This is a genomic window from Rhodococcus sp. NPDC056506, from assembly GCF_042794945.1.
GTDB lineage: Bacteria > Actinomycetota > Actinomycetes > Mycobacteriales > Mycobacteriaceae > Rhodococcus_F.
Genome location: NZ_JBHTSW010000003.1, coordinates 105,459 through 130,587 on the forward strand (window position 1 = coordinate 105,459; position 25,129 = coordinate 130,587).

Below are 25,129 nucleotides of genomic sequence, written 5' to 3' on the forward strand. Positions count from 1 at the left end.
ATCAGCCGCACACTGCTCCACCCGAGGCTGATCCCACGAGCTTGGAGTACTTGGCCAGCACACCACGCGTGTAGCGAGGCGGCAACGGCTCCCAGCCCTTCTTGCGGGCTTCCAATTCGGAATCGTCGACCAACAATTCGAGTTGTCCGGTACCCACGTCGAGCCGGATCTGATCGCCGTCGCGAACGAACGCGATGGGACCGCCGTCGACGGCCTCGGGCGCAACGTGTCCGACACACAGGCCGGTGGTGCCGCCGGAGAATCGTCCGTCCGTCAGTAGCAGGACGTCCTTGCCGAGACCCGCACCCTTGATCGCGCCCGTGATCGCCAGCATCTCGCGCATTCCGGGGCCACCCTTCGGGCCCTCGTAGCGGATGACGACAACGTCACCACCAGTGATGGTTCCGTCTTCGAGTGCGTCCATTGCGGCGCGCTCGCGTTCGAAAACCCGTGCAGTTCCGATGAATACGTCGGATTCGAAACCTGCCGACTTGACGACTGCGCCGCCGGGAGCGAGCGACCCCTTCAGGATCGTGATGCCTCCGGTCGGGTGAATGGGCTTGTTCATCGCCCGCAGAACCTTGCCGTCGGGATCGGGCGGGGTGATGTGCGCCAGATTCTCCGCCACGGTCTTGCCGGTGACGGTCAGGCAATCTCCGTGCATGAGTCCGGCGTCGAGCAATGCCTTCATGATGACGGGGACGCCGCCGATACGGTCGACGTCCGTCATGACGTGCTTTCCGAAAGGCTTGACGTCGGCGAGGTGCGGGACCTTTGCGCCGACGCGAGCGAAGTCGTCGAGCGTCAGCGGGACGTACGCTTCGTGCGCGATCGCGAGGAGATGGAGCACCGCATTGGTGGAACCGCCGAAAGCCATGACCACCGCGATGGCGTTTTCGAATGCTTCCTTGGTGAGGATGTCCCTGGCGGTGATGCCTCGACGCAGGAGCTCGACCACGGCTTTGCCGCTTTCGCGGGCGAATCCGTCACGGCGACGGTCCGGTGCGGGCGGTGAAGCGCTGCCGGGCAGCGACATTCCCATGGCCTCGGCGGCGCTGGCCATCGTGTTTGCGGTGTACATGCCGCCGCACGCGCCTTCGCCCGGGCAGATCGCTCGTTCGATGGTGTCGACGTCGGCGCGGCTCATCAGTCCGCGCGAGCAGGCGCCAACCGCCTCGAACGCGTCGATGACGGTGACTTCGCGCTCGCTGCCGTCGGAAAGCTTGGCGACGCCGGGGAGAGTGGAACCGGCGTAGAGAAATACGCTGGCCAGGTCGAGGCGGGCCGCCGCCATCATCATGCCGGGCAACGACTTGTCACACCCGGCAAGAAGAACCGATCCGTCGAGGCGTTCGGCCTGCATGACGGTCTCGACGCTGTCGGCGATCACCTCGCGAGAGACGAGGGAAAAATGCATGCCCTCGTGACCCATCGAAATGCCGTCGGAGACGGAGATCGTGCCGAATTCGAGGGGGAATCCGCCGGCCTCCCGCACGCCCTCTTTGACGGCTTTTGCCAGGCGATCGAGGGACAGGTTGCACGGCGTGATCTCGTTCCAGGACGAGGCGACGCCGATTTGCGACTTGACCCAGTCGTCGTCGCCCATTCCTACTGCACGCAACATGCCGCGCGCTGCGGTCTTTTCGAGTCCGTCGGTGACGTCACGACTTCTGGGCTTGATGTCGGGTTCGGTCATTTTCCAAGCATAGGCGTCGGCGGAGTGTCTTTCCGGCAGACTAGCGACTCGAGTTGTCACGAAACACCGCCCGTCGTGAATAGACTCGTCGCATCGCAGTCGGGGCTGGGTGCGTAGGTGATTGACGTACAGGGGGATTCACGTGGAGTCGGAACTGATTTCGGCTTTCGGATTTGCAGTTCTGGCCGCTTTCTTGACCGGTAGTGGTGTCTTCCTGGTTGTCCTGACTGTTCTGCATGAGATTGCCCGGTGGAAGGGACGCTTCGTATCGGTGTGGGTGACGTTCTTTGCCGCACTGCTGATTCTGCCGGTGCTGTTCGGCGCATTGATCGCAGGCTATTCCGCGTTCTCCGAGGTCGACGGGTCCGAGGCTCTGATTCCGCCGGCGTTCTGGATCCTGATCGCGGCCGGGGGTGCACTCGGCGGTTACATCGGAGTCAAGGTCGGTGTGGTTCGAGGCTCGGCCCTCGACTACCGGTTGTAATCGGGATCGACTCGATCAAACTTCCAGAGAAGCGCAGGCGAAGCCTGGGTGAACATCCCGAAGCTCTCTTGAACGCCCGTTCAGGTGCGGGTTCACTCCTAGCGTGCACACGAATGCCTTCGATCGAATATCCAGACGTGGCCTGCTGCAGGGATCGGCGGCCCTCGCCGGCGCAGTAGGTCTCGGTGTCGCTTCGGCGAGCCACGCCGGTGCCGCGGTTCCGGGTGGCAGCCCGGGCTTCGCGCACGGCGTGGCATCCGGTGACCCGCTGCCGGATGCGGTGATCATCTGGACCCGCATCACCCCAACGGCAGAGGCGACGCCGGGTTCGGGCGTCGGGCCGACGGTGACGCTCAACTGGCAGGTCGCGACCGATGAGGGGTTCGCGAGCGTCGTTGCGTCAGGAAGTGTTGCCGCTTCGGCAGATTCCGATCACACCGCGAAGGTCGACGTCACCGGACTCGATTCGTCGACGACGTACTGGTACCGATTCACTGCGGGTTCGGCCGTTTCCCCGGTGGGCCGCACCCGCACGGCTCCGTCGCACTCGGCAGATCTCGATCGTCTCCGCTTCGGCGTCGTGTCCTGCTCCAACTGGGAGGCCGGGTATTTCGGTGCCTACCGCCACCTCGCATTCCGCGAAGACCTCGACGCGATCATCCATCTCGGTGACTACATCTACGAGTACGGGCAGGGGGAGTACGGCGCGCGGAACGGATCCATCCGTTTGCACGAGCCGGCCCACGAGATCATTTCTCTGGCCGACTACCGAATACGGCACGCGCAGTACAAGACCGACCCGGATCTGGCAGCACTTCACCTGAAGCTCCCGTTCATCACCACGTGGGACGACCACGAATCGGCTGACAACGCGTACCGGGACGGCGCCGAAAACCACACGCCAGGTGTCGAAGGCGATTGGGCTGATCGAAAGGCGAACTCGGCCAAGGCATATTTCGAGTGGATGCCTGTCCGACCGTCGGGTAGTGGCTCGAATGTTCAGCTGTATCGCCGGTTCCGCTTCGGGAATCTGGCCGAGATCTCGATGCTGGATCTGCGCACCTACCGTGACGAGCAGCCGACGATGAAGCAGGTCGACGATCCGTCGCGCACCATTACCGGACGCGCACAGATGGATTGGTTGACCAACGGGATCGTCAGCTCCCCGACACAGTGGAAGATCGTCGGCAATCCGGTCATGATCACGCCGTGCGTGTTCCCGCCGCTCGAACCGGCGACCACCGCGGCGTTGACCGAACTGGTGGGAGTGCCGCACGCTGGAATCCCGTACAACACCGATCAGTGGGACGGGTACACCACCGACCGCACCAGGCTTTTCGACGCCATCACCTCGAACGGCGTGGAGAACACAGTCTTCATCACCGGTGACATCCACACGTCGTGGGCGTGCGACCTACCGACCAACGCCGCCAACTATCCGGGTGGACCGACCGTCGGCGCCGAGTTCGTCGTCCCGTCGGTGACGTCCCCCAACATCGACGACATGCTGAAAGTACCGCCGCGCACGGTAACCGTTGCGGCAGAAGAAGCATTCAAGGCCGTGAACCGACACGTGCGGTACGTCGAACTGGATTCGCACGGCTACGGCGTCTTCGAAATCGCCCGCGAAGGTACCCAGATGGACTGGTACTACGTCGACGATCTCACCAATCCGCAGAGTAACGCGCACTACGCCGTGAGCTACCGCCTACCGGCAGGTGCTGGCAGTAGAGTCTCACCCACCTCGGCCGCCCTCGATCAGGCCTCGTACCGACCAGGAGTCGACCAGTGAGCATCGAAGTTTCGCGGCGTAGCGTTCTGATCGGTGGAAGTGTTGTTGCGGGATCGGCATTGCTCGGCACACCCGCTCGCGCGAGTGTTCCCACCAGCGCTGGTATCCCAGACCTGGACGTGCATGTCATCGTCGTCGACGGCATGCGGCCGGACGAGCTGCGATCGGAGCTCACCCCGACGCTCACCGGGCTTGCGGCCGGCGGTATCCACTACCCGGATGCCAGCGCCATCACGATCGCGGAGACACTGCCGAACCACACGGCGATGATGACGGGAGTGCTGCCGATGCGTTCGGGAGTGCCGGCCAACTCCGTCTACGATCCGGCCATCGACAAGAAGCGCGACCTCGATCGGCCTTCCGACCTGCAGACCTCGACGGTTCTGGATCGGGTGCGCACCGAACTCGGATTGACCACTGCGAGTGTGCTGTCCAAGCGCTACTTGCACGGGCTGTTCGGTGATCGCGCCTCACTGGTGTGGGATCCTCAGCCGCTTGTTCCTGGTACAGAGCATGCGCCGGACAACTTCACGATCGACGCCCTGATCCGTGTCGTCGGCGGGAACTCGCCGCGACTGTCGTTCACGAATCTCGGTGACGTCGATCGCGTCGGCCACCTGGATCTGTCCGGTCCGTCCATCCGTATCGCCCGCACAGCCGCACTTCAGAACACCGACAACCAGGTTCGCCGCTTCGTCGACTTCCTTCACGACACCGGTCGTTGGAATCGGAGCATTCTGATCGTGTTGGCCGACCATTCGATGGACTGGTCGGAGCCCGCGAGGCTCATCGGCCTGGATCGACCGCTGAACGCGGACCCGTTGTTGGCAGGCAAGATTCGGATCGCCCAGAACGGTGGCGCAGACCTGATCTACTTCGTCGGACCCGATGGCGAACGGGCCGAAGCCGTCAGCCGGATTCAGCAGATCGTGGACGGAGTCGACGGCGTCGAATCCAGCCACCTTCCGGCCGAATTCGATCTCGGCACCAATGCCGGTGACGTCGTTGCGTTTTGCGCTCAGGGTTGGCGGTTCAGTGATCCGACTCCACTGTCCAACCCGATTCCCGGCAACCACGGTCACTTCGTGACGCTGCCCATCCCGTTCTTTCTCAGTGGTGGGCATCCCGCTCTCGACGGCGGACGGAAGATCGACACGCAGGCTCGCACGATCGACGTCGCGCCGACGGTTGCTGCTTTGCTCGGCCTCGGTGCACCTGCCGGTGGGTGGGACGGCGTCGCCCGCACGGCGGGTGTGTCGCTGAACGTCTAGCGAGGGTCGCGACCGGTCAAAGCAATCAGCCTGTCCTGCAACGACGCATCGTCAGGAAGGTCGACGGGAGCGGAGAACAGGCCGCTCTCGGCGAGCATGTCGCGCTGCCCGTCGAGGTCGGACCAGACGGCCTCGACGAGGTCGGGATCGAGTCGCTCGTCCGCGCCGACTGCTCGCGCGAGATCCCAGGTGTGGATCGTGACGTCCGAGGTCTGTTGGCGTAGATACGGTTCCACCTTCACCGTGCCGTACGAGAGGTGAACGTGGGCACTGAGGTCCGTCGATTTCCATGCCTTGATGGCGGCATCGGAATACTTCTGCCATTCGGTCCACAGATCGTCCCCGACGGGAAGGATATCCGGTGTCGCCTCGCCGACTGTCAGTCCGGCCAGGAGCGGCGGTACCCATTGCTGCTCCTCGATGACGTGGCGAACGAGGTGTTCGACCTGCCAGTCGGAGTCAGGCGTGGGTGCGTTCCAGTCCTCGACTGCGGCGAGTCGTGAACCGAATTCGCGGTGGGCGGTGAGCACGAGTTCGAGCCAATCGAATGCCATCACTCGAGGGTAACCCGATCAGCGTGACGTTAATCGGTGCGTGAGGCGTCGATTCGGTGAAGACTGTCGAGGTTGTCGCTCAGTCGAATCGAGGAGTTTTCATGACCGTCCCCACCGTCACTCTGGCCGAAGGTCTCACCGTCAGTGCCCAGGGATACGGCGCGATGTCCGTCGCCCCTGTCTACGGCCCCGTTGATCCGGCCGAGGCGCTCGCCACGTTGCATCATGCGGTGGACATCGGGATCACGTTCATCGACACCGCCAACGTGTACGGCGAGGGCTCGAGTGAGCGTGCGGTGGGAGAACTTCTCAAAGACCGTCGAGACGAGGTGCAGTTGGCGACGAAGTTCGGGCTGGTCGGCAACATCGCCAACGGTCAGCGCGGGATCAACGGAGACCCGGCCTACGTACCGCAGGCACTCGACGAGTCTCTGGGACGACTCGGCGTCGATCATGTCGACCTCTACTACTTGCACCGGGTCGATCCGAACGTCCCGATCGAAGACACCGTCGGCGCGATCGCAGAGCAGGTGAAGGCGGGCAAGGTCCGCAACATCGGCCTGTCCGAAGCGACCGGTGACGAACTGCGTCGTGCGTACGGGGTACATCCGATCGCGGCGATCCAGTCGGAATGGAGCATCTGGAGTCGGGACGTCGAGAACAAAGTAGTGCCGACCGCCGCGGAACTCGGAGTCGGCTTCGTACCCTTCTCACCCGTCGGTCGAGGCTTCTTGGCGGGGTCGTTCGATGCGGAGACGCTCGGTGACAACGACCTGCGTCGACGCTTCCCTCGCTTCTCAGAGAGCGCGCTCCCTGCTAATCAGAAGGTTCTCGACGTGGTCCGTGCGGTGGGCGACGAGCTCGGCGCGACGCCGGCACAGGTTTCCCTGGCATGGCTCGACGCCAAGGGCCGTCAGTACGGATTGCCTTCCGTATCGATTCCCGGCACTCGGTTTGCTGCCCGCGTCACGGAAAACGCCGGAGCATTGGACGTCGTTCTGAGCGAAGACCAGATCGCGCGTCTCGACTCACTCGCCGCGATCACCGAAGGCTTCCGTTCGGCCGATCTGAATTGGGTGTCTCAGGGCCGCGAATGATCATGTCCTGAGCCTTGCGAAAGACAGGAGTAACATACAGACCCGATGAAAAAAGTGTGGTTGGTCTGGGGTGTCGGTGTTTTTGCCTACGTGATCGCCGTGCTTCACCGCACTTCCTTCGGTGTCTCGGGTCTGTCTGCCGCTGACCGGTTCTCGATCTCTCCCAGCGTCCTGTCGAGCTTCGTCGTGCTGCAGATCGTCGTGTACGCGGGCATGCAGATTCCAGCGGGCGTTCTCCTCGACCGCTACGGTTCGCGGATCATGATCGCTGTCGGTGCGTTCATCATGATGTCCGCGCAGTTGGCGCTTGCGTTCACCGAATCGCTGCCCGTTGCGATCGGTGCGCGCATCGCCGTCGGTGCGGGAGACGCTCTGACCTTCATCTCGGTGCTGCGATTGGTACCGCAGTGGTTCCCGCCCCGGCAGGTGCCACTGGTCTCGCAGTTCACCGGCATTCTCGGTCAGCTGGGTCAGGTTCTGTCCGCCCTGCCGTTCATGCTTCTGCTGACCGGGCCGGGCTGGACGTTCGCCTACGGCAGCGCGGCGGCCGTCGGGGTTCTGGCCTTCGTTCTTGCGCTGACGGTCATTCGCGATGCGCCGCCCGGCGCCGAAGTGGTGGCAGCGCCGGCTGGTGCCACGGAGATCGGTCGACAGATCAAGACGGTGTGGATGCGACCCGGCACACGTCTCGGGTTCTTCAGTCACATGGGTACGCAGTTCTCGATCACCACGTTCGCGTTGCTGTGGGGTGTGCCGTATCTGAAGTCGGCTCAGGGCCTCGATTCCGCGACCGTCGGCTCGCTGTTGACGCTGTCGGTCATCTCGGCAATCGTGGCCGGCCCTATCCTGGGAATCCTGACCGGTCGCTATCCCATGCGTCGATCGTGGTTGGTTCTCACCATCATGGTTGCCAGTGCGCTCATGTGGACGATCGTGCTCTCACGCAGTGAACCGTCTCCGCTCTGGCTGTTGACGATCCTGGTGGTCGTGATCTCGGTGGGCGGGCCGGGTTCGGTGATCGGCTTCGACTACGCGCGCACGTCCAATCCGAGTTCGGCGATGGGCACAGCGCAGGGCATGGTCAACATCGGCGGATTCCTCGCTTCGCTCATCGTGATTCAAGTGATGGGCGTGATCCTCGGACACATGGGCGGATACACGTTCGACGGTTTCCGCGTCGCCTGGATGGTGCAGTATCCCGTCTGGGTTCTGGGCATCATCGGTGTACTCGTCACCAGAGGTAAGGCCCGACGCGAACTCGCGGCAGAGGGCGTACACGTGCGCCCGATTCGCGAAGTCATACGCCGCAACAAATAGTTCGATCGCGGCAGGTAATTCATCCCCTGCGGGTGAGGTCACTGCGCGCCGGAGCCACCAGGCTTGATGGATGAACGACGCAATGAACATCGGACCGGTCGAGCTCGTGGTGCTGGCATTCCCAGGTTCAACTGTGGATCCTGAAGCTGTCGCCGCGCTGCAGAACGTGGTGGAACGAGGTTTTGTCACTCTGCTCGACCTCGTCTACATCGCCAAGGACGCCGACGGACAGGTATCGCAGATCGACGTCGACGAAGATCTCACCGACATCGGACTGGCGATACTGTCCATCGAAGCCAAGGCATTGATCAGTGACGAGGATCTGGACGTGGTCCGCGAGTCACTCGAACCAGGCACGTCCGCCGCAGTCATCGTCTACGAGCAGACGTGGGCGCGCGAACTCGCGTCGACGGTTCGCGGCGGCGGCGGCGAAGTAGTCCTACACGTTCAGATCCCGCGCGAGGTAGTCGTCGCAGCGGTCGAAGCAGCATTTCAGTAGCGACAATTACCTAAGGAGTTCGGCATGGTTTTTCGAGGTGGACGCAGAGGGCGGCCCGGATTGCTCGGCACGGTAGCGCGCACTGCGGTAGTGGCTGGAACCGCAAAAGCGACGTCCAACGCCATGGATCGACGGAGCCAGCGCAAGGCTGACGAACAGCAGCAGGCGTACCAGCAGCAATACCCGCAGCAACAGGCCCCACCGGCCCAGGTCGCTCCCGTACAGTCCGTTCCCCCCTCCGGCGCCGACGATCTGGTCTCCAAATTGCAGGAACTGGGACAGCTTCACCAGTCCGGCTTGTTGACCGACGCAGAGTTCGCGGCCGCGAAGGCGCAGTTGCTGAGCTAGCCCTGCGATTTCCCTCAACACGGTTTCCCTCGAAAACAAGCGGCAATACGGCATTGCCGCAATTCGGCATGAAAGGCTGATCAATGATCGACCCCCGCGCAGCATCTGCCGCAATCGAAGCGGCGAACTCCCGAGTCGCCGAGACTCTGCCGTTCTCCGACGACGCCGATTTCACCGATGCAAAGCGAGGTTTCGTTGCCGCGCTCGATCCGGGAGTGGTAACCGGTTCGGACGGAAAAGTTGTGTGGAACAACGACTCCTACGCTTTTCTTGATGAGGAGTGCCCGCCAACGGTCAATCCGAGCTTGTGGCGTCAGTCGAGGTTGGTCGCCAAGCAGGGACTTTTTGCGGTGACGGATTCGATCTATCAGATTCGTGGACTTGATCTCTCGAATATGACGTTTATCGAGGGGGAGACCGGAATCATCGTCATCGATCCACTGATCTCTCGGGAAACCGCCGCCGCTGGGCTCGCGTTGTACCGGGAGCACCGTGGTGATCGACCAGTCGTCGCGGTGATCTACACGCATTCGCACATCGACCACTTCGGCGGGGTCAAAGGGGTGACCACCGACGACGATGTCGCTGCCGGGCGATGCGTGATCGTCGCCCCGACCGGCCTCGTGGAGCATGCTGTCGAGGAAAACGTCTATGCGGGAACGGCAATGGGTCGACGCGCGGCCTACATGTACGGGGCGGCATTACCCCGAGGCCCTCGAGGTAGCGTCGGAGCCGGGTTGGGGCAGACCACCTCCACCGGCACGCCGACGCTCATTTCGCCGACGGTGTCCATCTCGGAAACGGGTCATACCGAGACGATCGACGGCGTTCGGATCGAGTTCCAGATGACGCCCGGTACCGAGGCGCCGTCCGAGATGAACTTCTACTTCCCGGACTTGCGCGCACTGTGTATGGCGGAGAACGCAACTCATACTCTCCACAACCTGCTTACGCTCCGCGGAGCCCTCGTGCGAGATCCTCACGTCTGGTCTGCGTACCTGACGGAATCGATCAATCGTTACGCCTCACGATCCGACGTTCTGTTTGCGTCCCACCACTGGCCGACGTGGGGGACCGAGCGGCTCACCGAGTTCCTGTCACTGCAGCGCGACCTCTACGGGTACCTCCACGATCAGACACTTCGTCGAATCAACCAGGGGTGGACCGGTCTCGAGATCGCCGAATCGATCGAGCTGCCACCTGCATTGGCGCAGGCGTGGCACACGCACGGGTACTACGGTTCCGTCAGTCACAACGTCAAGGCCATCTACCAGCGCTACATGGGCTGGTTCGACGGCAACCCTGCGCATCTGTGGGAGCATCCACCCGTCGAATCGGCCAAGCGTCACGTGGAGTTCATGGGCGGATCAGCAGAAGTGTTACGAAAAGCTCGGGAATCCTACGAGCGCGGCGACTTTCGCTGGGTTGCGCAGGTGGTGAACTACGTCGTCTTCGCTGAACCGGACAACGTCGAGGCCAAGAACCTGCAGGCCGATACCTTCGAGCAACTCGGGTACGGCGCCGAGAACGGTACGTGGCGGAACTTCTACCTCACCGGTGCATACGAACTGCGCAACGGCTCGGTGGGAACGCCCACGGTTGCCGCGGCGCCCGACATCACCGCGGCGCTGTCGGTGAGTCAAGTCTTCGATGCAGTATCGCTGCGCGTGGACGGAGTGCGCGCAGCGGGATCGCACATCGTCATCGATTGGAACATCACTGACGAAAACATCGTTCACCGAACGGAACTCAGCAACGGAGTTCTGATTCATTTCGATATCGATCCACTCGAGGGCGCCGGGTCTGTGGATGCAACCTTCGGTCTGAGTCGGCGCGACTTGCTCGGTGTGCTGCTCGGCGGTGCGGACTTGGGTGCTGAGATCGCGAATGGAACCATCTCGGCTTCCGGCGACCCGGCGAAGCTCGCAGAACTTGCCGGTTACCTTGACGAGCCGGATCCAAATTTTGCGATAGTCACTCCGACCTAGTGCTGTTTCACTCGCGAACGAGTCTGTACTTCAATAGGTCTCGAGTTGTGAGCGTTCTTGAAGTTGTCCGTTATGTCTCTGGTTATCGAAAGTATGTTCGATTAAACTTTCGGTATGAACAGCCGCGATGCGTGGCAGCTGGATGGCGAGGGCCTCAAGTGTGAGGTTCTGGATCTGGTGCGTGTCCGGCATGAGTTGCAGTCGCGGATGGTGTTGTTGATCGTGGAGATGTTTTCCCGGGAGGCTGCGGTAGGGAAGGGTTTTCGGGCGATCGCGCAGTGGTTGCATGGTTCGACGAATGTGGAGATCGGTGAGTGCAGTCTGTTGGTCAGTCTGGCGCGGTTGCTGTTGCTCGAACCTGTTGTCGCGGATGCTTTTCACCGGGGTGACGTTGATGCGTTGAAGGCTCGTCAGGTGGCGTCGTTTTGTCAGCATCCGCCCAAGAACATGACGCCGGCGGATGTGGACAAGGCCCGCGGGATCCTGTTGGAGTTGGCGTCGAAGAACATCGCGGATTGTGATGCTGTGCGGGCGGCGATTCGGCGGATCGAGAAGCAGTACGGCAAGCGTGAGGACGGCGTCCCGGTGGGTGAGGATTCGGAGCGTAACGAGTTCTATGCCTCGAAAGGCCTGTACGGGCGGGTGTCGGTGAAGGGCGATCTGGATGCGATCAACGGGGCACGTTTGATCACGTTGTTGTCGAGCCTGTCGGCGCCGACGCCGGAGAAGGACGGCGTGAAGGACACCCGCACTCCGGCGCTACGGCGGGCGGATGGGTTCTGCGAACTGCTGCGGCGGTACGAGCGGGCGGGGTTGGGTCCGATCGAGGGCGGGGTGAAACCGCACATCACTGTCACGGCCAGCGCGAAAGACATGACGGATCTGCAGGCGCTGAAGGATCTACTGCCGTCGACTCAGGAACTGGGGTTCGCGTGGACGGATTGGGTGGGCCCGATCAGCATCGACACTGCCCGAATGTTGGCCTGCGACTGCACCGTCACCCGAATTTTGTTGGACGAGAATGGTGTTCCGCTCGACTGCGGCAAGGAAGTGCGAACGGCGACGGTACCCCAGCGGCGGGCGTTGGCTGTGCGTGATGGTGGGTGTGCGTTTCCGGGGTGCGGGACTCCATCGGGGTGGTGCGATGCTCATCATATTGTTCACTGGAACGATGGTGGCCCAACGGATCTCGACAACCTGATTCTGTTGTGCGGTCATCATCATCGGACGATGCATCACACGCAGTGGCGGGTCGAGATCGGCCCGGATCGGAAGGCGGTGTTCTATCCGCCGATGTCGATCGATCCGTTCCAGCATCCGATCGGCGGGAACAGCCCACCGACAGCGGCATGAACGCGACAACTGCAGACGCGAGCACCGGGGCCTAACCATGCCCCGGTGCTTGCTCAATCCAGTATTAACTCAAGACAACGTGATGTCGGCAATCAAGCCGTGGTGATCGGATCCCTCGATCTTGATCCGTTCGAGGGAAGTCGCCACGGCGCCTTTCGTGATGATGTGGTCGATACCGACCACGGCCGGCAACCATTTGTCGGTCGGATAGGTCGGGATCAGGCCGGAACCCAATTGGTCGGCGGCGCTGGTGTATCCGTTCGTGAGAAGATTCCGGAACTGTTTGTTCGAGTACGACGCGTTGAAGTCGCCGCTCACTATCACGTTGTCCCGCCCGGCGACTTTGTCCATGTAGGACCCGAGCCTTCTCTGCTCGGCCGCCCACTCCGAGGCCGGTGAGATGTAGGCCGGTGCCGGATGTACTGCGAAAAGCGTGACCGGTTGAGACAAGCCGACATTCAGCTCGGCGGAGAGTGTTTCAGGTGAAAATCCGTCGAGACTACGCGGATTGGAGAGCGGAAAGCGACTGTAGATGCCGGCTCCGCCACCGCCGTCGGTGTACGGGACCAGGAATTGGTGGCTCAGAACTTCTTCCAGTCCCGCGGCTTTCAGGGCTTCGGCTTCCTGGTATGTCAACTCCTGGACGGTCACGACGTCGACGTTGCGTCCGCGAACCGTCGCCACAAGCGACTCCGGATCCGCTGCACCGACCATCAAGTTGGCCTGCATGATTCGAATCGACGGGCCGGTCGCGGACGTCGATTCCCCAGTGCCACCGATGTACAGCGGGCTCACAGACCATCCGAACAACCCAAGGACGAGGATCGAGGCGGCGCACACGATCCACTGGCGCCCGATACCCGAGACCACGGCGCTGATCAGCGGTGCGATCATCAACAGAGGTGCCACGGACGCCAGAACGATCACGATGTTGTGATCGACGTCGAGCACGGTCGCGGCCAAAGCGGCCAGACCAGTCGCGATTCCGGCAACACCAACCACGGCAGTAAGGCGGCGAAGAACACGCCGGCGCGGGGTCACGGTATCGGGTTGCATGACCTCCATGGAAGCAGAAGAGCGTCGTAGCTCCGGGAAACTGCAGGTGGAGTCGGTGCGCCCGACTGTTTGTGCCCGACTGTTTGCGTCCTATTGTTGCGGATACGGCAGATGACTACTGCTGTTCTCGCTGACGGAGATCGAGCGACCGAGTTGAGGGAAGGCGCGTTGGGAGCACGCCGGTCTGTCGCAGACCTTGCACCCCGCACCGATCGGCACGATGGTCGCGGGGTCGTCCGTCTGGATTCCGTGGGAGTAGACCATGCGATCGGCGTAGCCGATGTCGCAACCGAGCCCGACGGCGAAGTTCCGCTCAGGTGCGAGGTATCCGAGTCCGCCGCTGTGGGTAGTGCGCGCCACCCAGAGGTATGTCCGACCGTCGGGCATCTTCGCGACCTGGGTGAGGATGCGTCCGGGGCTCGCGAATGCCTCATGGATGACCCACAGCGGGCAACTTCCGCCAACTCGCGAGAAGTGAAAAGCGGTAGCAGACTGACGCTTCGAGATATTGCCGGCACGATCGGTTCGGACGAAGAAAAAGGGAATGCCGCGCTGGCCGTGTCGTTGGAGGGTGGACAACCGGTGACAGACGGTTTCGAAGCCGACCTCGAATTTGAGGCTGAGCAGGTCGATGTCGTATCGCAGGGCCTCGGCGGATTCCAGGAATTGGCTGTACGGGAGTAGCAGTGCGCCGGCAAAGTAGTGCGCGAGGCCGATACGCGCCAGTGCCGCGGACTCCGAACTGAGCGATTCATCCTCAGCGACAAGGGTATCGATCACGTCGGCCTGTGTGAAGAAGGCCAACTGCATCGCGATCTGGAACGCGCGTTGTCCTGCCGACAGACGTCGCGCCAGGGTGAGGATCGACTTGTCCGGATCGTAGAAGCGCTTGGGGCCGAGCTTGTCTGGTTCGTCCGTGCGGATCGTCACGGTGACGCCGTGCTGGTCGCGAAGCAGTCGTGCCAGTTGCAGGTCTACTGCGCCCACGGACAGTCCGTTGTCCACGAACATCCGCTCAGCAGCGTCGTCGAGTACGGCGATGTGATTCTTTCGGTCGTAGAAGAAGTCCCGAACTTCCTCGTAAGGCATGGGCACCAAAGACACATCAGATGCTGTCTCGCCGGACAACTGCGTCGAGAACTGGTCCAACTGCTCTGTTGCGGCGTGAAGGCGGCGGTGCAACATCACGAGGGTGCGTCCGACCGCCGGCATTCGGGCCACCAATTCGTCCACCTCCGCCAGCGATACGTCCCCGGATTCCGAGGTTTCGGTCAGAGCGTGATGAACGTCCGCAACCAGGCGTGCGTCGGAATCGGAAGCGAAGAATTGCACGTCGAGATCGAACTCGGCGTTGAGCTTGAGGAGGACGGGGACCGTCAGCGGTCGTTGATCGTTCTCGAGTTGATTGACATAACTGGGGGAGAGTTCGAGTGCCTTTGCCAGTGCGGACTGTGACAGGTTTCGTTCTTCCCGCAGTCGTCGCAGCCGCGCTCCCGCGTACATCTTCTTCATCGAATTCTCCTCGGTGCCGATCGCGTTCACCCTACCGAGAAGCCGTTCGCAACATTCGCAACATTGCAGGATTGTTTTTGCACAAATAGGCAATTGCGAGGGCCTATCCCGCGGTGAACGCGCTGCGTAGCGTGCAAATAGATACCGAAGCACGTGAGAAGAGGATCGATGAAGACGCATCTCGTACGCACCCACCGCTCTGCCGAAGAGTTCCCCAAGGAAGACCACCTCGCGTGGAAGATCGCGGAAGTTGCGACGGATTCCGTCGACGTCACCGATGCCACGTCCGACATGATCGTCAACCGGATCATCGACAACGCGGCGGTTGCTGCCGCCTCCCTGGTGCGCCGTCCCGTGGTGAATGCGCGGGCGCAAGCACAGTCGCATCCGTATACGCCGGGCTCCACCGTGTTCGGTATCCCCGGTACGTTCTCGCCTGAATGGGCCGCCTGGGCCAACGGCGTCGCGGTTCGTGAACTCGATTTCCACGACACGTTCCTCGCCGCCGAGTACTCGCACCCCGGTGACAACATCCCGCCGATCCTCGCCGTCGCTCAGCACACCGGCCGTGACGGAAAGGACCTGATTCGTGGTCTGGCAACCGGCTACGAGATTCAGATCGACCTGGTTCGGGCTATCTGCCTGCACGAGCACAAGATCGATCACGTCGCACACCTCGGCCCTTCGGCCGCCGCCGGTATCGGAACTTTGCTCGGTCTGGGCACCGAGACGGTCTACCAGGCAATCGGTCAGGCGCTGCACCTCACGACGGCGACACGGCAGTCTCGCAAGGGCGAGATCTCCAGTTGGAAGGCATACGCGCCTGCGCTTGCAGGCAAGGTTGCCGTCGAGGCAGTCGATCGTGCGATGCGCGGTGAAGGTGCACCTTCACCGATCTGGGAAGGCGAAGACGGTGTCATCGCCTGGCTACTCGGTGGCCCGGACAAGGAGTACCACGTTCCGCTGCCCGGTTCGGGTGAGGCGAAGCGCGCCATCCTCGACTCGTACACCAAAGAACACTCCGCGGAGTACCAGAGCCAGGCGCCGATCGACCTCGCTCGCCGAATGCGTTCTCGTGTCGGCGATCTCGACCAGATCGCCTCGATCGTCTTGCACACCAGCCACCACACCCACGTCGTCATCGGCACCGGTTCCGGCGATCCGCAGAAGTTCGACCCCACCGCGTCACGCGAAACCCTCGACCACTCGGTGATGTATATCTTTGCCGTTGCGCTGCAGGACGGCACCTGGCACCACGAGCGCTCCTACGCGCCCGAGCGTGCACAGCGCCCGGACACGATCGAGCTGTGGAACAAGATCTCCACACGCGAAGACCCCGGATGGACACGCCGTTACCACTCGACGGATCCGGACGAGAAGGCTTTCGGTGCTCGCGCCGAGATCACCTTGAAGAGCGGCGAAGTCATTGTCGACGAGCTGGCGGTGGCCGACGCGCACCCGCTCGGCGCACGTCCGTTCGCTCGCGATCAGTACGTTGCGAAGTTCCGCACCCTCGCCGAGGGCGTCATCGAGCCGAGCGAACAGGATCGTTTCCTGGACGCCGCACAGCGCACAGCGCAGCTGAAGGCCGGCGAGCTCGATCAGCTGACCTTCACCGTCTCCGAAAACGTCCTTGCTCGGGCACCCAAGGTCGCCAAGGGACTCTTCTGATGACGGGCCTCATCGCAGCATCGACGTCCGCAGCCGACAAACGCATCGCTTTCCGTGCCGGGCTGACCTCCGGCAAGATTCAGCGCTTGCCAGGTGCCATCAATCCGCTGACAGCCAAGCTGATTCAGGAAATCGGGTTCGAAGGTGTCTACGTATCCGGTGGTGCATATTCCGCCGGGTTGGCGCTTCCCGACATCGGACTGACCACGTTGACGGAGGTCGCCGGCCACAGCAAGCAGATCGCGCGGGTCACCGACCTCCCGACGCTCATCGACGCCGACACGGGTTTCGGTGAACCCATGAGTGCCGCCCGAACGGTCACCATTTTCGAGGACGACGGAGTAGCCGGACTCCACCTCGAAGACCAGATCAACCCCAAGCGCTGTGGGCACCTCGACGGCAAAGCGATCGTGCCCACCGAAGACATGGTTCGCCGTGTTCGCGCTGCGGTGTCGGCCCGTCGTGACCCCAACTTCGTCATCTGCGCGCGCACCGATGCTGCCGGAATTGACGGTATCGACGCAGCCATCGAGCGAGCAAAAGCCTATGCGGACGCCGGTGCCGACTTGATCTTCACAGAAGCCTTGGCCACCGAGGCCGACTTCGAGAAGTTTCGCGTAGCAGTCGACACTCCGCTCCTCGCCAACATGACCGAGTTCGGGAAATCGAATCTCATTTCGGCGAAGACGTTGGAGGAGATCGGCTTCAACGCCGTCATCTACCCCGTCACCACCCTGCGGTTGGCGATGTTCGCCATCGAAAAGGGCCTGCGTGAGATTTTTGCGGAGGGCACTCAAGAAGGACTGCTCGGTGAGATGCAGCATCGCAGCAGGTTGTACGAGATTCTCGAGTACGAGCGCTACAACGAATTCGACAGTGGCATTTTCAATTTCAGCTTGGAGGGGAGTAGGACATGACCGAACAGATTCCGACGATCTACAAGGGCTTGGCCGGAGTTGTCGTCGACACGACGGCGATCTCCAAGGTAGTGCCCGAGACGAATTCGTTGACGTATCGCGGTTACGCAGTGCAGGACCTTGCCGCGAACTGCAGCTTCGAAGAAGTTGCGCACCTGCTCTGGTACGGCGAACTGCCGACGCCCGAGCAGCTCGAATTGCTCTGTCTGCGTGAGCGTGCGGCGCGCCGCGCCGATCGCTCACTGCTCTCGCTCCTGGCCAAGATGCCCGACAACTGCCACCCGATGGACGTGGTCCGGACGGCGATCAGCTACCTCGGCGCCGAGGATCCGGCGGAGGACGACAACTCGGAGAAGGCCAATCTGGCCAAGGCGCTGCGGATGACGGCTGTACTGCCGACCATCGTGGCAGCTGATTTCCGCCGCCGCCGCGGTCAGGATCCCACCCCGCCGCAGCCGGATCTCGGTTTCGCCGAGAATTTCCTGAACATGTGCTTCGGCGCTGTTCCCGAGCCGGCCATCGTGAAGGCCTTCGAGGTCTCGCTGATCCTGTATGCGGAGCACTCCTTCAACGCCTCGACGTTCGCCGCGCGCGTTGTGACGTCCACACTTTCGGACATCTACAGCGCAGTGACCGCTGCGATCGGCACCCTCAAGGGCCCGTTGCACGGCGGCGCGAACGAAGCCGTCATGCACGACATGCTCGAGATCGACGACCCCGATCGCGCGGAAGCCTGGATGTCGGAGAAGTTGGCTGCCAAGGAAAAGGTCATGGGCTTCGGGCACCGCGTCTACAAGAATGGTGATTCGCGTGTTCCGACCATGAAGCAGGCGCTCCTCGACGTCGCGGCGGCGACCGACGGCGCGAAGTGGGTGCAGATGTACGAGATCCTCGAGAAGACGATGGTCAGTGCAACCGGAATCAAGCCGAATCTCGATTTCCCTACCGGCCCTGCGTATTACCTCATGGGCTTCGACGTCGAGATCTTCACGCCGATCTTCGTGATGAGTCGTATCACCGGATGGACGGCGCACATCATCGAGCAGGGGCAGTCCAATGCGCTGATCCGGCCGCTGAGCCAGTATTCGGGCGTGCCACAGCGAACTGTCGTGGCATGACGGTGGCATGACACTGCTCTAGTGTTTCTCTGTTCGCACTATCTGCAACTTTGCATCTCTAATTCGCAAAGATATTCAAGTGCAATGTGTTTCGCTTCTTCTCTACCGGAAATAGCGTGAGTGTCATGACTGAAACGCACGAAGACATCTCGATCATCCGTCATGGCCATACGCTCGACGTCGTGTTCAACCGGCCGGAAAAGCGCAACGCGTTGACCCCGCAGATGTACGACGCCATTGCCGGAGCCTGCCGGCGCGCCGACTCCGACCGCGAGATTCGGTTACTTACCCTCCGCGGAGCCGGGGGAGAGGCGTTCTCGGCGGGCTCCGACATTGGCCACTTTCAGACTTTCTCGAGCTTTCACGACGGACTCGACTACGAAAGTCGGTTCGTCGGCGTGCTGACCGAACTCGAGAAAGTGAGGGTCCCCACCCTCGCGGTCATCGACGGCGTGTGCGCGGGCGCAGGGCTGTTGCTGCCGGCGGCGTGCGACGTGCGGATCGCGACGCACGGGTCCCGCTTCTGCCTTCCGATCGCGCGCACACTCGGAAACTCGTTGTCAATCCATTCCGTGGCGTTGCTGGCGGACAGGATCGGCAGTTCGCGTCTGATGTCGTTGGTCGCTCGGGCGGGGGTCATGTCGAGCGATGAGGCTCTGCGGAACGGCTTCCTCAGCGACTGTGCAACAGAGACAGAGTTCGCGAGCCTGACTGCCCAGGTATCGCGGGAACTGCTGGCGGCTGCCCCGATGACCGTGTGGACGATCCGAGAGTCCCTGCGCCGCATCAGGACCCGATCGGTCACCGACAACAACGATCTGATGAGCATGATCTACAGCAGTGACGACTTCAAAGCCGGTGTCGACGGTTTCCTTCGCGGCGAGCGACCGGTCTGGGCCGGCGTGTAGTTCGGCGGTAGAACCACAGGCTTGCGTTGGAGCGCGCTCTAACCCCTAGCGTTGCCGACCATGACAACAAAGACCTGGATCATCACTGGAGTTTCTCAGGGTTTCGGACGTGAACTCGCACTGTCTGCACTTCGATCGGGGGACGCGGTAGTCGCTGCAGTTCGTCGTCCCGAGTCCGTTGCAGATATTGCGTCGGCGAATCCGGATCGGTTCTCGGCGGTGACGTTCGACGTCAGAGATACCGCAGCAGCTCCGGGCGTCGTCGAACATGCGCTCGGGCGTTTCGGTCGCGTCGACGTGCTGGTCAACAATGCCGGTCGTGGGATGGTCGGCGCGGCGGAGATGGTGGACGATTCGACCTTGCGGGATCTCATGGAACTGCACCTGATCGGACCCGCCGCGTTGGTGCGCGCCGTCCTCCCGTCGATGCGGGCGCAGGGCAGCGGGACGATCGTGCAGATGAGCAGTCAAGGTGGCCGGATGTCGTTTCCCGGTGTCGGGGCGTACTCGGCGTCGAAGTTCGCTCTCGAGGGTTGGTCGGAGGCTCTTGCCGGTGAGGTCGCGCAGTTCGGCGTTCGGGTGATGATCGCCGAGCCCAGCCGATTCCGTACGGCATTCAACACGCCTGGCGTTCTGAGCTTCGCCGAATCATCTTCGGAATACCGTGATTTGCTCGATCCCGTTCTGCGGGACATGGCGGCGGCAGACGGCGTTCAGGAGGGTGATCCGGAGAAGGCAGCAGAGATCATCACCTCGCTTGTGCACAGCGAGAATATGCCACTTCGTCTGCCACTCGGAAAGGAAGCCGTGGAGCGGGTGTCCGCGTCGTATCGGAAGAATCTCGCCGAGGTATCCGTCTGGGCCGACCTGGCTCGTAGCGCCGATTTCGCGGATGCTGCCGGACCTGTCCGCCCGTTCTAGGCTGAGAGTCATGGCTACCGAAGACTTGATGCGTAAGGCGCTCGAGGCACTTGGGGAAGTGGACGGGCCAATGTCGATCGAGGTGATTCACCGACTCGTCGATGCAGGGGACGTTCAGGACCCGATGTCGATCGCCGAAGTCTCGGACCTGCTGGATGTCTCGGCACATACGCTGCGCTACTACGAGAAGATCGGTCTGGTCGAGGTCGATCGTGACTCGAGCGGACATCGTGTGTACGGTCCGGAATCTGTTCGCAGGCTGGTGTTTCTGACCCGCATGCGCATCTCGGGTATGGCGATTCGCGACCTGCATCACTACGTCGAACTGGTCGACGCCGGTGAAGGGACAGTTCCGGAGAGGCTCGACATGCTGCTCGAGCACCGGGACACCGTTCGGCGGCAGATCAAGGAACTCACGCTGTCTCTGGCCGCGACGGAGTACAAGATTGCAACGTACGGTGGGCGAACCGGGGAGCAGGAGTAGCGCCGGTTACTTGTCCTGCATTCGATCGAGCCCACTTTCCATGGATACTGCCAGTCGCTCGAGCGCGGCAAGGACCTTCCCTCGGTCTCGCCCGAGTTGGGTGAACAATTCACCGTGAGCGGCGAGTTCGAGTGGGAAGACGTCGTCGACAACTTTCTTTCCCTGGGCGGTCATCGTGATCAGTGCAGACCGCCGATCTTCGGGATTGCTCGCGCGGGAGACAAGGCCTCGCTTCTCCAGTCGTGCGAGTGCCTTGCTGACCCCGGCCCGTGACATGCCGAGTCGTTCGGCGAGTCGAATCGCGGTGACAGGTTCGTCTGCGTACCTCAGTGGCACAAGCAGTTCCACTTCCGACACGGTGAGATCCGCGGTTTGGTATACCGGTTCGACTGCTAGTTCGAGAAGCGCCGTAATCCGTTTGAGTTGCGCGACTACTTCCATGGGCGAGGTGTCGAGGTCGGGATTGTTTTCGGCCCAGAGGTTGCAGGTACGGGAGCGGAGTGTTGGTTCGTTCACGATTCCTCAACTTTGTTAACCGGTAAACAAATTTGCTAGATTGCCAGAATAGCCCACCGTCTCGGGTGGGACGATCTGCGGACTGGGGGAGCACATGAGGTTCGACGTGGTGATTGTCGGTGGCGGTGCGGCGGGGTTGAGTGCCGCGCTTGTTCTGGCTCGGGCTCGGCGGCGCGTGATGATCGTCGATGCAGGTAGCCCGCGCAATGGTGTCTCCGAGCACCTGCACGGGTACCTGACGCGGGATGGGGCGAGTCCTACGCAACTACTTGCGGCCGGCCGCGAGGAGGTTCTCGAGTACGGCGGCGAAATGACGACAGGCACCGCAATCCGAATCGAGCGCACGGATGACGGTGGATTTCTTGTGCAAACCGATGCGACCGCGCCGCTGGAGGCACGGACTGTTCTGGTGGCCACTGGTTTACGTGACGAGCTGCCGAACATCGCTGGGCTGCACGATCGGTGGGGAGTCGATGTCCTGCATTGCCCCTATTGTCACGGATACGAGGTTCGAGATTCCCCGATCGGTGTGCTCGGTGGTGACAACAGGCCGTTCACCATTCATCAGGCGTCGTTGGTGCGTCAATGGTCGGAGGATGTCGTCTTCTTTCCGAATCGCATCGAGCTGACCGGAACTGAACGGGAGCGGCTGACTGCCAGGGGGATTCGCATTGTCGAAGGCGACGTGGTCGGGGTGTCGGTTGGTGATGGTCGATTGGACGGCGTCGAACTGGCCTCCGGTCAGGTGATTCCGCGAAGCGTGGTGTTTGTCGGCCCACAATTTGTTCCGCGAGGCGATCTGTTGACTGACCTGGGGTGTCAAGCCGACGAAAACGGTTGGGTGGTAACTGATCCTGCGGGGAGTACCAGCGTGCCTGGAGCCTGGGCCGCGGGGAATGTGTCGGATTCTCCGGCGCAGTTGATCACCGCCGCCGCTGCCGGATCAAAGGCTGCGATTGCACTGAATCACTATCTGCTCGAGCAGGATATCGTGCGAGCGGTTGCGATCGCAGCCGAACTTCAGCCGAGTGAAACCGGAAGCAACCCTCGCGGGGTCTCTTGAGCGATCTGGTTCAGTGCAGACTCCAACGTCGGAAATTGATACTGGAAGCCGCTGTCCGCGAGCACCCCTGGTGAAACCCAGCGACTCTTCGTTACCAGTTCAGCCTCGGTGCGGATGATTCGTGCGCCGAACTCGAGCATCCAGCCCGGCGTCGGAAACCCATATTGTCGGCCAAGTTTCGCTCGTACCATCCGCATCATGTCGGTGTTGGTTACCGGATACGGGGATGCGATATTGACCGGGCCTGAGATCTCCGGATTCTCGTAGACGTGGATGATCGCGCGAATGACGTCGGCGATGTGAATCCAGTTGAACATCTGTCGGCCGTCGCCCATTCGTCCGCCGAAGCCCATTCGGGCGAGGTTGACGAACGGATTGATCGCCCCACCGCCGGCTCCGAGGACGATCGACATCCGAAGTGCCACTTTGCGAACAGGCGTTGGGGCTGAGAACAATTCGTGTTCCCACGCTCGCGCGACCGCTACGGAGAATCCCTTACCCAGCTCTCCGTTCTTCTCGTCCATCGGTCGATCTCGTGCGTCTCGGTAGATCGTGCCGGTACTGGCATTCGCCCAGAGTGAGGGTGGCTGCGGCGTGCGGGTCAGCGCACGACCCAACAGTGCAGTCGTTTCCACTCGGGAGGAGAAGATGTCGTCGGCAGTGCGCTTGTTGTAGCGGCAGCTTACGGAGCGGCCGGCGAGGTTGACGAGCAGATCCGTGCCGCTGAGTACATCGGCGACGCCGTGCTCGTCGGACCACGTGGCATCGCTCGTTCCTCCCCGGCCGATCGTCCGAACGTCGACCCCGTTGGATTCGAGCGTTCGAAGAAGGTGTTGGCCTACGTAACCCGACGCACCACAGACAACAACGGTCTTCATGGTTTTGTGCTCCCCTCTGGAGAAACGACTTTGGTCATCAGGGCGGCGACGTCGCCGACCAGGCCGCGGGCCACTGGCAGCCGGGCGAGGGTGAGCGCTTTGGCGATGATCGGGACCATGCCGTCGACGAGGGATCGGGTACGCGTTTGCCCCGGAGACGAGTCGGTGACCCAGTGCAGCGTCACGCCCAGATAGCTGAGCCACAAGAGTGTGGGGAGCTGGGTCTCCAAGGACGCCGGCGCCTTCTGCTTCGACGCCGCCAGTGCTTCGCGCATCAGATCGACGGCCATCGATCTCGCATCACTCGACTCGGCCGAGAACGGGCTGGACGGCGACGCGGTGGGCAGGGCAACGTGCAGAAACGCGCTACCGAAGCCGTGATAGGGCCCCATGGCATCGAGTCCGGTGTGCATAACGATCGCGAGATTTTCAGCGAGTGAGCCACCTTTGCGCAGGAGTGGGAGCGCACGCTCTCGGTGATCACGTTGGATGACGAGATACAGCTCGTGAACCAGTTCGTCTTTGCTGGCGAAGTAGTAATAGGCATTCCCGAGGGAGACACCTGCCTCAGTCGCGATCTTGCGCATGGTCGTCGCTGCGAAGCCCTCGTCGCGGAAGAGCCGCAATGCTGTTTCCACCAGCTTTTCCCTGGTCTCGATCCCGCGACTACTCATCGACACTCCTTCTTTGAACATGTTCAAGTGCAGCGTACGCCCTGGAGTTGAACACGTTCAAGACCCAATCTGTTGCGAGGAAGATAATAAGCGCGCATACTAAATGCATGAATGAATGTGCTTTCGGTTCGCCAGGGGGTCGGCGATGAATGCCTGGTTAGGGGTTGTCTCTGCCGAACATGTGCGTCGCGCGGTGGATCTCGGCATCGCACAGATCGGGCACGGAAAGAGAGCCGGATTGGCACGGATGAAAGCAGGTGACGTGGTGGTCTACTATTCGCCGGTCGAGTCCATCGGCGACCGAGATCCGTTGCGCGAGTTCACAGCTCTCGGTGTGATCGAAGAGGGTGAGATCTGGCAGGCGGACGAGGGGTGTTTCAAGCCGTTTCGGCGGCGAGTTCGGTACGAACAGTTCAACCCCGTTCCTCTCGACGCAGTCCGGAGTCGATTGGCGCTGACCTCGGCACCGAATTGGGGGTATCAACTCCGGCGTGGCTTGATTCCGTTGGATGACAACGACGTCGAGGTTCTGCGTTCGACGACGAGCTGACACACTGGCGCTGTGGCGAAAAAACTGGAAACCGACTTCGAGGACGCGGACGAGAGTCCCGGTCTGATGTTGTGGCGCGTCACCAATGCTTGGCAAGCCTCGATTCGCGCTGCGCTGCGACCTTTCGACCTGACCCACGTGCAGTTCGTTCTGCTCGCAGCACTGACCTGGCTGGATGCAGAGACGCCGATAACTCAACGCGGTCTTGCCGAGTACGCGCGCACCGACGCGATGATGACGTCACAGGTGATTCGGACCCTCGAATCCAAGGGGTTTGTCGAACGACGTCCACATCCGACCGATGCTCGTGCTCGCTCGCTTGCCGTCACGCCGGTGGGTGCGGCCTTGGCCGGCAGGGCGAATCGCGCGGTGGAATCTTCGGACCGGGAATTCTTCGCCGCTCTCGGGGATCGTCAGGCGGCCTTCGTCGCGATGCTCCGCGCGCTTGATCGACGGTAACAA

General features: G+C 61.9%; 25 protein-coding genes. 18 read left to right on the top strand and 7 right to left on the bottom strand.

Features of this window, described 5'->3' with window-relative positions; all coding sequences use genetic code 11:
* Position 1: 1 nt before the first annotated feature.
* Positions 2 to 1,696, bottom strand: coding sequence for a dihydroxy-acid dehydratase (gene ilvD, locus ACFQ6H_RS04315; protein WP_378644186.1), 1,695 nt, complete (start codon positions 1,694 to 1,696; stop codon positions 2 to 4).
* Positions 1,697 to 1,838: 142 nt separating this feature from the next.
* Here ilvD and ACFQ6H_RS04320 point away from each other — a divergent pair, with 142 nt between their 5' ends.
* The 3 genes from ACFQ6H_RS04320 (at position 1,839) to ACFQ6H_RS04330 (ending at position 5,243) form a co-directional block, all read left to right on the top strand.
* A complete protein-coding gene (locus ACFQ6H_RS04320) occupies positions 1,839 to 2,180 on the top strand; it encodes a hypothetical protein (protein WP_378644189.1) in 342 nt (113 codons plus the stop codon).
* Positions 2,181 to 2,283: 103 nt separating this feature from the next.
* Positions 2,284 to 3,972 carry an alkaline phosphatase D family protein gene (locus ACFQ6H_RS04325; protein ID WP_378531593.1) on the top strand — a complete coding sequence of 563 codons (1,689 nt, stop codon included), beginning with the start codon at positions 2,284 to 2,286 and terminating at the stop codon, positions 3,970 to 3,972.
* Entirely contained in the window at positions 3,969 to 5,243 is a 1,275-nt protein-coding gene (locus ACFQ6H_RS04330; RefSeq protein ID WP_378644191.1) for an alkaline phosphatase family protein, read from the top strand. Before ACFQ6H_RS04325 ends, ACFQ6H_RS04330 begins: the two co-directional genes overlap by 4 nt.
* Here ACFQ6H_RS04330 and ACFQ6H_RS04335 read toward each other — a convergent pair.
* Positions 5,240 to 5,797 (bottom strand): TIGR03086 family metal-binding protein, encoded by a 558-nt coding sequence (locus ACFQ6H_RS04335; protein WP_378644194.1) that lies wholly within the window; start codon positions 5,795 to 5,797, stop codon positions 5,240 to 5,242. The genes ACFQ6H_RS04330 and ACFQ6H_RS04335 overlap by 4 nt on opposite strands.
* Before the next feature lie 101 nt (positions 5,798 to 5,898).
* Here ACFQ6H_RS04335 and ACFQ6H_RS04340 point away from each other — a divergent pair, with 101 nt between their 5' ends.
* From ACFQ6H_RS04340 to ACFQ6H_RS04365, 6 genes are all read left to right on the top strand, one after another.
* Positions 5,899 to 6,894 carry an aldo/keto reductase gene (locus tag ACFQ6H_RS04340; protein WP_378644197.1) on the top strand — a complete coding sequence of 332 codons (996 nt, stop codon included), beginning with the start codon at positions 5,899 to 5,901 and terminating at the stop codon, positions 6,892 to 6,894.
* 45 nt (positions 6,895 to 6,939) lie between these two features.
* The gene (locus ACFQ6H_RS04345) at positions 6,940 to 8,211 is read left to right on the top strand and encodes a nitrate/nitrite transporter (protein WP_378531637.1); all 1,272 of its coding nucleotides are present in this window, start codon (positions 6,940 to 6,942) and stop codon (positions 8,209 to 8,211) included.
* Positions 8,212 to 8,281: 70 nt separating this feature from the next.
* Complete coding sequence (locus ACFQ6H_RS04350; protein WP_317551990.1) at positions 8,282 to 8,710, top strand: DUF6325 family protein; 429 nt, start codon at positions 8,282 to 8,284, stop codon at positions 8,708 to 8,710.
* Between the two features lie 24 nt (positions 8,711 to 8,734).
* A complete protein-coding gene (locus ACFQ6H_RS04355) occupies positions 8,735 to 9,058 on the top strand; it encodes an SHOCT domain-containing protein (protein WP_378531639.1) in 324 nt (107 codons plus the stop codon).
* Between the two features lie 83 nt (positions 9,059 to 9,141).
* Complete coding sequence (locus ACFQ6H_RS04360) at positions 9,142 to 11,046, top strand: alkyl/aryl-sulfatase (RefSeq protein WP_378644201.1); 1,905 nt, start codon at positions 9,142 to 9,144, stop codon at positions 11,044 to 11,046.
* Positions 11,047 to 11,160: 114 nt separating this feature from the next.
* Positions 11,161 to 12,399: a DUF222 domain-containing protein gene (locus ACFQ6H_RS04365; RefSeq protein WP_378644204.1), complete on the top strand. Its 1,239-nt coding sequence runs from the start codon at positions 11,161 to 11,163 to the stop codon at positions 12,397 to 12,399.
* A 69-nt stretch (positions 12,400 to 12,468) separates the two neighbouring features.
* Here the strand turns inward: ACFQ6H_RS04365 and ACFQ6H_RS04370 are convergent, their stop codons facing one another.
* Entirely contained in the window at positions 12,469 to 13,464 is a 996-nt protein-coding gene (locus tag ACFQ6H_RS04370; protein ID WP_378644206.1) for an endonuclease/exonuclease/phosphatase family protein, read from the bottom strand.
* Positions 13,465 to 13,545: 81 nt separating this feature from the next.
* Positions 13,546 to 14,967 (bottom strand): short-chain fatty acyl-CoA regulator family protein, encoded by a 1,422-nt coding sequence (locus ACFQ6H_RS04375; protein WP_378644209.1) that lies wholly within the window; start codon positions 14,965 to 14,967, stop codon positions 13,546 to 13,548.
* Positions 14,968 to 15,135: 168 nt separating this feature from the next.
* On the opposite strand from ACFQ6H_RS04375, the gene prpD reads away from it, so the two are divergent.
* The 6 genes from prpD to ACFQ6H_RS04405 all read left to right on the top strand — a co-directional run bounded on the left by prpD (position 15,136) and on the right by ACFQ6H_RS04405 (position 20,986).
* Positions 15,136 to 16,638, top strand: a complete 1,503-nt coding sequence (gene prpD, locus ACFQ6H_RS04380; protein ID WP_378644212.1) for a 2-methylcitrate dehydratase PrpD — start codon at positions 15,136 to 15,138, stop codon at positions 16,636 to 16,638.
* Complete coding sequence (prpB, locus tag ACFQ6H_RS04385) at positions 16,638 to 17,555, top strand: methylisocitrate lyase (RefSeq protein WP_378644215.1); 918 nt, start codon at positions 16,638 to 16,640, stop codon at positions 17,553 to 17,555. The genes prpD and prpB overlap by 1 nt, the downstream gene beginning before the upstream one ends.
* Positions 17,552 to 18,673 carry a bifunctional 2-methylcitrate synthase/citrate synthase gene (locus ACFQ6H_RS04390; RefSeq protein WP_378629267.1) on the top strand — a complete coding sequence of 374 codons (1,122 nt, stop codon included), beginning with the start codon at positions 17,552 to 17,554 and terminating at the stop codon, positions 18,671 to 18,673. The genes prpB and ACFQ6H_RS04390 overlap by 4 nt, the downstream gene beginning before the upstream one ends.
* Before the next feature lie 125 nt (positions 18,674 to 18,798).
* A complete protein-coding gene (locus ACFQ6H_RS04395) occupies positions 18,799 to 19,581 on the top strand; it encodes an enoyl-CoA hydratase (protein ID WP_378629270.1) in 783 nt (260 codons plus the stop codon).
* 60 nt (positions 19,582 to 19,641) lie between these two features.
* Positions 19,642 to 20,502 carry an SDR family NAD(P)-dependent oxidoreductase gene (locus ACFQ6H_RS04400; RefSeq protein ID WP_378644217.1) on the top strand — a complete coding sequence of 287 codons (861 nt, stop codon included), beginning with the start codon at positions 19,642 to 19,644 and terminating at the stop codon, positions 20,500 to 20,502.
* A gap of 10 nt (positions 20,503 to 20,512) precedes the next feature.
* Positions 20,513 to 20,986, top strand: coding sequence for a MerR family transcriptional regulator (locus ACFQ6H_RS04405; protein WP_378644220.1), 474 nt, complete (start codon positions 20,513 to 20,515; stop codon positions 20,984 to 20,986).
* A 6-nt stretch (positions 20,987 to 20,992) separates the two neighbouring features.
* Here the strand turns inward: ACFQ6H_RS04405 and ACFQ6H_RS04410 are convergent, their stop codons facing one another.
* Positions 20,993 to 21,502 carry a MarR family winged helix-turn-helix transcriptional regulator gene (locus tag ACFQ6H_RS04410; protein WP_378644223.1) on the bottom strand — a complete coding sequence of 170 codons (510 nt, stop codon included), beginning with the start codon at positions 21,500 to 21,502 and terminating at the stop codon, positions 20,993 to 20,995.
* Between the two features lie 94 nt (positions 21,503 to 21,596).
* Between ACFQ6H_RS04410 and ACFQ6H_RS04415 the strand changes: the two genes are divergently transcribed.
* Positions 21,597 to 22,565 (top strand): NAD(P)/FAD-dependent oxidoreductase, encoded by a 969-nt coding sequence (locus tag ACFQ6H_RS04415; RefSeq protein WP_378644226.1) that lies wholly within the window; start codon positions 21,597 to 21,599, stop codon positions 22,563 to 22,565.
* Here the strand turns inward: ACFQ6H_RS04415 and ACFQ6H_RS04420 are convergent.
* Together ACFQ6H_RS04420 and ACFQ6H_RS04425 are read right to left on the bottom strand one after the other, a co-directional pair.
* Positions 22,523 to 23,443, bottom strand: coding sequence for a TIGR01777 family oxidoreductase (locus tag ACFQ6H_RS04420; RefSeq protein WP_378644228.1), 921 nt, complete (start codon positions 23,441 to 23,443; stop codon positions 22,523 to 22,525). The genes ACFQ6H_RS04415 and ACFQ6H_RS04420 overlap by 43 nt on opposite strands.
* A complete protein-coding gene (locus ACFQ6H_RS04425; RefSeq protein ID WP_378644231.1) occupies positions 23,440 to 24,117 on the bottom strand; it encodes a TetR family transcriptional regulator in 678 nt (225 codons plus the stop codon). The genes ACFQ6H_RS04420 and ACFQ6H_RS04425 overlap by 4 nt, the downstream gene beginning before the upstream one ends.
* A gap of 145 nt (positions 24,118 to 24,262) precedes the next feature.
* On the opposite strand from ACFQ6H_RS04425, the gene ACFQ6H_RS04430 reads away from it, so the two are divergent.
* Positions 24,263 to 24,667: an EVE domain-containing protein gene (locus ACFQ6H_RS04430; RefSeq protein ID WP_378644234.1), complete on the top strand. Its 405-nt coding sequence runs from the start codon at positions 24,263 to 24,265 to the stop codon at positions 24,665 to 24,667.
* A gap of 12 nt (positions 24,668 to 24,679) precedes the next feature.
* Positions 24,680 to 25,126, top strand: coding sequence for a MarR family winged helix-turn-helix transcriptional regulator (locus ACFQ6H_RS04435; protein WP_378644236.1), 447 nt, complete (start codon positions 24,680 to 24,682; stop codon positions 25,124 to 25,126).
* Positions 25,127 to 25,129 lie beyond the last annotated feature (3 nt).

What these genes read in the sequence shown, in the direction of transcription:
- ACFQ6H_RS04420 (WP_378644228.1), bottom strand. Translation starts at nt 23,443, where the DNA reads ATGAAGACCGTTGTTGTCTGTGGTGCGTCGGGTTACGTAGGCCAACAC.
- ACFQ6H_RS04375 (WP_378644209.1), bottom strand. Translation starts at nt 14,967, where the DNA reads ATGAAGAAGATGTACGCGGGAGCGCGGCTGCGACGACTGCGGGAAGAA.
- ACFQ6H_RS04370 (WP_378644206.1), bottom strand. Translation starts at nt 13,464, where the DNA reads ATGGAGGTCATGCAACCCGATACCGTGACCCCGCGCCGGCGTGTTCTT.
- ACFQ6H_RS04395 (WP_378629270.1), top strand. Translation starts at nt 18,799, where the DNA reads ATGACTGAAACGCACGAAGACATCTCGATCATCCGTCATGGCCATACG.
- ACFQ6H_RS04345 (WP_378531637.1), top strand. Translation starts at nt 6,940, where the DNA reads ATGAAAAAAGTGTGGTTGGTCTGGGGTGTCGGTGTTTTTGCCTACGTG.
- ACFQ6H_RS04355 (WP_378531639.1), top strand. Translation starts at nt 8,735, where the DNA reads ATGGTTTTTCGAGGTGGACGCAGAGGGCGGCCCGGATTGCTCGGCACG.
- ACFQ6H_RS04425 (WP_378644231.1), bottom strand. Translation starts at nt 24,117, where the DNA reads ATGAGTAGTCGCGGGATCGAGACCAGGGAAAAGCTGGTGGAAACAGCA.
- ilvD (WP_378644186.1), bottom strand. Translation starts at nt 1,696, where the DNA reads ATGACCGAACCCGACATCAAGCCCAGAAGTCGTGACGTCACCGACGGA.
- prpB (WP_378644215.1), top strand. Translation starts at nt 16,638, where the DNA reads ATGACGGGCCTCATCGCAGCATCGACGTCCGCAGCCGACAAACGCATC.
- ACFQ6H_RS04360 (WP_378644201.1), top strand. Translation starts at nt 9,142, where the DNA reads ATGATCGACCCCCGCGCAGCATCTGCCGCAATCGAAGCGGCGAACTCC.
- ACFQ6H_RS04365 (WP_378644204.1), top strand. Translation starts at nt 11,161, where the DNA reads ATGAACAGCCGCGATGCGTGGCAGCTGGATGGCGAGGGCCTCAAGTGT.
- prpD (WP_378644212.1), top strand. Translation starts at nt 15,136, where the DNA reads ATGAAGACGCATCTCGTACGCACCCACCGCTCTGCCGAAGAGTTCCCC.
- ACFQ6H_RS04340 (WP_378644197.1), top strand. Translation starts at nt 5,899, where the DNA reads ATGACCGTCCCCACCGTCACTCTGGCCGAAGGTCTCACCGTCAGTGCC.
- ACFQ6H_RS04390 (WP_378629267.1), top strand. Translation starts at nt 17,552, where the DNA reads ATGACCGAACAGATTCCGACGATCTACAAGGGCTTGGCCGGAGTTGTC.
- ACFQ6H_RS04415 (WP_378644226.1), top strand. Translation starts at nt 21,597, where the DNA reads ATGAGGTTCGACGTGGTGATTGTCGGTGGCGGTGCGGCGGGGTTGAGT.
- ACFQ6H_RS04400 (WP_378644217.1), top strand. Translation starts at nt 19,642, where the DNA reads ATGACAACAAAGACCTGGATCATCACTGGAGTTTCTCAGGGTTTCGGA.
- ACFQ6H_RS04405 (WP_378644220.1), top strand. Translation starts at nt 20,513, where the DNA reads ATGGCTACCGAAGACTTGATGCGTAAGGCGCTCGAGGCACTTGGGGAA.
- ACFQ6H_RS04335 (WP_378644194.1), bottom strand. Translation starts at nt 5,797, where the DNA reads ATGGCATTCGATTGGCTCGAACTCGTGCTCACCGCCCACCGCGAATTC.
- ACFQ6H_RS04350 (WP_317551990.1), top strand. Translation starts at nt 8,282, where the DNA reads ATGAACGACGCAATGAACATCGGACCGGTCGAGCTCGTGGTGCTGGCA.
- ACFQ6H_RS04430 (WP_378644234.1), top strand. Translation starts at nt 24,263, where the DNA reads ATGAATGCCTGGTTAGGGGTTGTCTCTGCCGAACATGTGCGTCGCGCG.